Genomic DNA, 3,352 nt, shown 5'->3' on the forward strand with positions numbered 1-3,352 from the left:
TCCCCGGGGGGGGGTGTGCCCAACCCTCGCGCCCCCCCCCCCCTTCCGCATTCCGTCGAGGTCCAGGCTGATCTCGAAGGGCACGGGGCGCTGGAAGATACCGGCGGGCGCGTAGGCGACGGTGGGTCCGCCGAGCTCGTGGACGTGGACGGCCGGTGCCCCGCCCTCGTCCTCGATGCACCATGCGGCCGGCTCTGGTGTCGGCGGGCACCTGCTCCATGAGTGCGACCGTGAGCATGGTGACGAGGTGGCCGTGCGGCCACCTCTGGGGCGACGTCATTTTTCCGCTTCAACAGCTGAGCGGATGACGCGGCGCTGACGTGACGTGCGCAGGGGCGGCTCCGTGGGGAGCCGGCCCCTTCGCCGTGGCGGCCTAGCGGGTGCGGGGGGTGTGGGAGGGGCGGGGGCGGTCCTGGGGCATTTCCATGCCCATGTCCTCCCGGTCCATGTCCTCGGACATGGGGTTCTTCCCCTGCTTGGCTTCCTGCGTCTTCTGCTTGGCCTGCTCCTTGAGCTTGTTGGCCTTGTCCTGGGGCGGCTGCTTCTTCGCCATGCCGGTTTCGCTCCTCGAAGAGGGTGAGGGGGACGTCCACCACCCTGGCACCGGGGTGTCGCTCACGCACGTCGGAGCGTCACCCTAGGTGATCGGCTGGGTGAAGTGGGCCGCCGCGAGGACCGAGCCCTCCGGGGTGAGGAGGCGGGCGCCCGCGAGGGTCGTGGCGTTGACGTCGGTCGTGGCGACCCAGTAGCCGTAGCCGTCCCGGAGCGAGAACGTGCCGAGGCGGGTCATCGTGCCGTCCGTGTGGTCGAGGACGCAGCTGACCTCGGGCATCGGCTTCTCCAGGTCCACCGACATGTACACCCAGCCCTTCGTGCCCGGATGGGCGAAGACCCGGCCCACCTCCCGGCCGTTCGTGATCAGCGGCGCCTGCATCAGCTGGGCGTTCGCGCGGGCCGCCGGGGACACCGGCGCGGCGGCCTGCTCGATCGCCGTGCCCGCCGCCCAGCCGCCGAAGCCGCAGGCCACGGCCAGGGCCGCCGCCACGGCCGCGACCCGGGGCTGCATCAGCCACCGCCGGCCGGGCGACCGTGCCGGCACCGGCACCCGGGACGGTTCCGGCGCCGGGGGCGGCAGGAGGGCGGCGGTGACGCGGCTCTCGAAGCCGACCGGCGGCTCCGTGCCCGGCAGCAGGCCGAGCAGCCCGTCGCCGACCAGGGCCAGCTGCTCGATGTGTCCCCGGCAGCCGGCGCAGTGGTCCAGGTGGGCGACCGCCCGGGCGCGCTCCCGGGCCGGGAGGATGCCCAACGCCAGCTCGGCGTCGAGCTCCCTCAGCTGCTCGCAGCTCATCTCGCTCATCGCCGGCTCTCCTCCGCCCCCAGGGTCCTGCGCAGCTTGTGCATCGCCGTCCGGATCCGCGTCTTCGCCGTCCCCAGCGGGACCTGCTCCATGTCGGCGATCTGCTGTGCGGTCAGCCCGTAGATGCCCGCCATCACCAGTGCGCGGGCCTGCTCCCGGGGCAGGGCCGCCACCGCCGCCCGGATCCCGGCCGACGTCTCGGCGGCGACCGCGTGCTGTTCGGGGGTCTCCGTCACGATGTCGAGGAGGGCGTCCAGGTCCTCGGGGGCGACCGGACTGGCCCGGCGGGCCCGGACCGCGTCGATCGCCAGGTGGTGTGCGATCGCCGTCAGCCAGGTCCGTACGGAGCCGCGCCGCGAGTCGTAGACCTGCGCGTGCTGCCACGCCCGCTCGAACGTCTGCTGCGCGATGTCCTCGGCGAGCTGCGCGTCGCCGACCACGGCGATGGCCACGCCGAAGACCGTGCCCTGGAAGCGGCGCACGAACGCGACGGCGATCTCGGGATCACCCGTCGCCAGGCCCGACAGCAACGCCTCGTCCGGTGCACGCCCGAGCGGGAGGCCCATTCTCTGCACATCAGGAGATACGTTCGGGCTCCCCGAATGGATTGGTTCCGGTTCGTGGGGAAACACCCCTTAATTCTGCCCCCGCCTCCCCCTCCTGTCCCCGGCCCCAATCCGCCGGCGCCGCTCGGCCGTATCCCGTGGGTACGAACACACCGGAGGGCCGAGCCATGACAGGAACACTCACCCGGACCGGCCGCGTGGGGCTGGGGCTGGCGGCCGGAGCACTGGCGGGGCTGCTCGCCGCCTGCGGGGGAGGCGGCTACGGAGGCGCGACCGGCCCGGCGGCGACCCCCGCCGCCCCCGCCGCCCCCGTCGCGCCGACCCCGACTGCCCCGGCAGCACCGGCCGCGACCCCGGTCACCGCGGACCTGAGCGACTTCCACATCGCCCTGTCCCGGACGGCGTTCACACCGGGGCCCTACACCTTCACCCTCAGGAACACCGGCCACCACGAGCACGCCCTGGAGATCGAGGGGCCGGGCGGGGAGCAGCGCTCCAAGACCCTGGCGCCGGGGGAGAGCGGGACCCTCGGCATCACCCTCAAGGGCGGTACGTACGAGCTGTACTGCCCGGTCGACGGGCACAAGGACCTCGGCATGAAGACGCAGATCACCGTGGGCGCCGCCATGAACGGTTACTGAGCGTCCCGCGCCGGGCGGTAGGTTGCGTGCAGGCGTTACCCGGCGCAGCCGGGCCCAGTCGAGGGGTGAGGGGCATGCGGCGCAGGGCGGCCGAGGTGATCGACGCGGGCGAGACGCTGCACGCGGCGGCCGCCGCGCTGCTGGCCGACCACCGGCGGGCCGTCGACGCCGTACGGGAGGCCTGGGCGCCGGTCCACGCGGAACTCGCCCGCTCCGAGCTGGTGCGGATCCCCGTCGACCGGCTGGCCCACGTCACCGAGGGGCGGCTGCGGGTGGCCGCCATCGAGGCGGCAGGCTTCGACACCGTGCAGGGGGTGCTGGACGCCGGGCGCCACCGGCTCCGGCAGATCCCCGGGGTCGGGCAGCAGACCGCCGACCAGGCGCTCGGCGCCGCGCGGCAGCTGGCCGAGGCCGTCGGGGAGACCGTCGCCGTGCACCTGGACGTCGACCACCCCGAGCCCCGGACCACCGCGCTGGTGGCCGCCCTCCGGCTGCTCGTCGAGGCCGGGCCGGACGCCCGCCGGGCCGTCGAGGCGGCCGGGGCGCTGGACGCCGGGCTGGGACCCCTGCTCGCCGACGCCCGGCCCGCCGCCGGCCGGCTGCGGATGTGGTTCACGGGACGGGAGCGGCGGGAGCGGGCGCTGGGCGCCCTCGACGCGATCGGCCGGCAGACCGAGCGGGCCGCCGCCGAGGGGGAGCCGCGACCCAGGTCTGGAGCCGCTCCTGACGGACGGCGGGGCCCGGCGGTGCGGCCCCGGCAGCCGTTCCCGGCAGCCCGCATCGCCGGA

5 protein-coding genes are annotated in these 3,352 nt (G+C 74.9%); 2 read left to right on the forward strand and 3 right to left on the reverse strand.

Annotation, left to right across the window (positions count from 1 at the left end):
• Window positions 1–373: 373 nt before the first annotated feature.
• The 3 genes from ACFXA3_RS39100 to ACFXA3_RS39110 form a co-directional block, all read right to left on the reverse strand.
• Complete coding sequence (locus ACFXA3_RS39100; RefSeq protein WP_385195590.1) at window positions 374–553, reverse strand: hypothetical protein; 180 nt, start codon at window positions 551–553, stop codon at window positions 374–376.
• Between the two features lie 84 nt (window positions 554–637).
• Complete coding sequence (locus tag ACFXA3_RS39105) at window positions 638–1,357, reverse strand: zf-HC2 domain-containing protein (protein WP_385195592.1); 720 nt, start codon at window positions 1,355–1,357, stop codon at window positions 638–640.
• A complete protein-coding gene (locus ACFXA3_RS39110) occupies window positions 1,354–1,923 on the reverse strand; it encodes an RNA polymerase sigma factor (RefSeq protein WP_385195595.1) in 570 nt (189 codons plus the stop codon). Before ACFXA3_RS39110 ends, ACFXA3_RS39105 begins: the two co-directional genes overlap by 4 nt.
• Before the next feature lie 167 nt (window positions 1,924–2,090).
• Between ACFXA3_RS39110 and ACFXA3_RS39115 the strand changes: the two genes are divergently transcribed.
• Together ACFXA3_RS39115 and ACFXA3_RS39120 are read left to right on the forward strand one after the other, a co-directional pair.
• Window positions 2,091–2,564 carry a copper-binding protein gene (locus ACFXA3_RS39115; RefSeq protein WP_385195598.1) on the forward strand — a complete coding sequence of 158 codons (474 nt, stop codon included), beginning with the start codon at window positions 2,091–2,093 and terminating at the stop codon, window positions 2,562–2,564.
• 74 nt (window positions 2,565–2,638) lie between these two features.
• On the forward strand, window positions 2,639–3,352 hold a 714-nt coding region (locus ACFXA3_RS39120; protein ID WP_385195601.1), incomplete at its 3' end, for a helix-hairpin-helix domain-containing protein.

The sequence above is a fragment of the Streptomyces sp. NPDC059456 genome, from assembly GCF_042750055.1.
Lineage (GTDB): Bacteria > Actinomycetota > Actinomycetes > Streptomycetales > Streptomycetaceae > Streptomyces.

Coding starts and splice junctions, on each gene's coding strand:
- ACFXA3_RS39115 (WP_385195598.1), top strand. CDS start 2,091: ATGACAGGAACACTCACCCGGACCGGCCGCGTGGGGCTGGGGCTGGCG.
- ACFXA3_RS39110 (WP_385195595.1), bottom strand. CDS start 1,923: ATGGGCCTCCCGCTCGGGCGTGCACCGGACGAGGCGTTGCTGTCGGGC.
- ACFXA3_RS39100 (WP_385195590.1), bottom strand. CDS start 553: ATGGCGAAGAAGCAGCCGCCCCAGGACAAGGCCAACAAGCTCAAGGAG.
- ACFXA3_RS39105 (WP_385195592.1), bottom strand. CDS start 1,357: ATGAGCGAGATGAGCTGCGAGCAGCTGAGGGAGCTCGACGCCGAGCTG.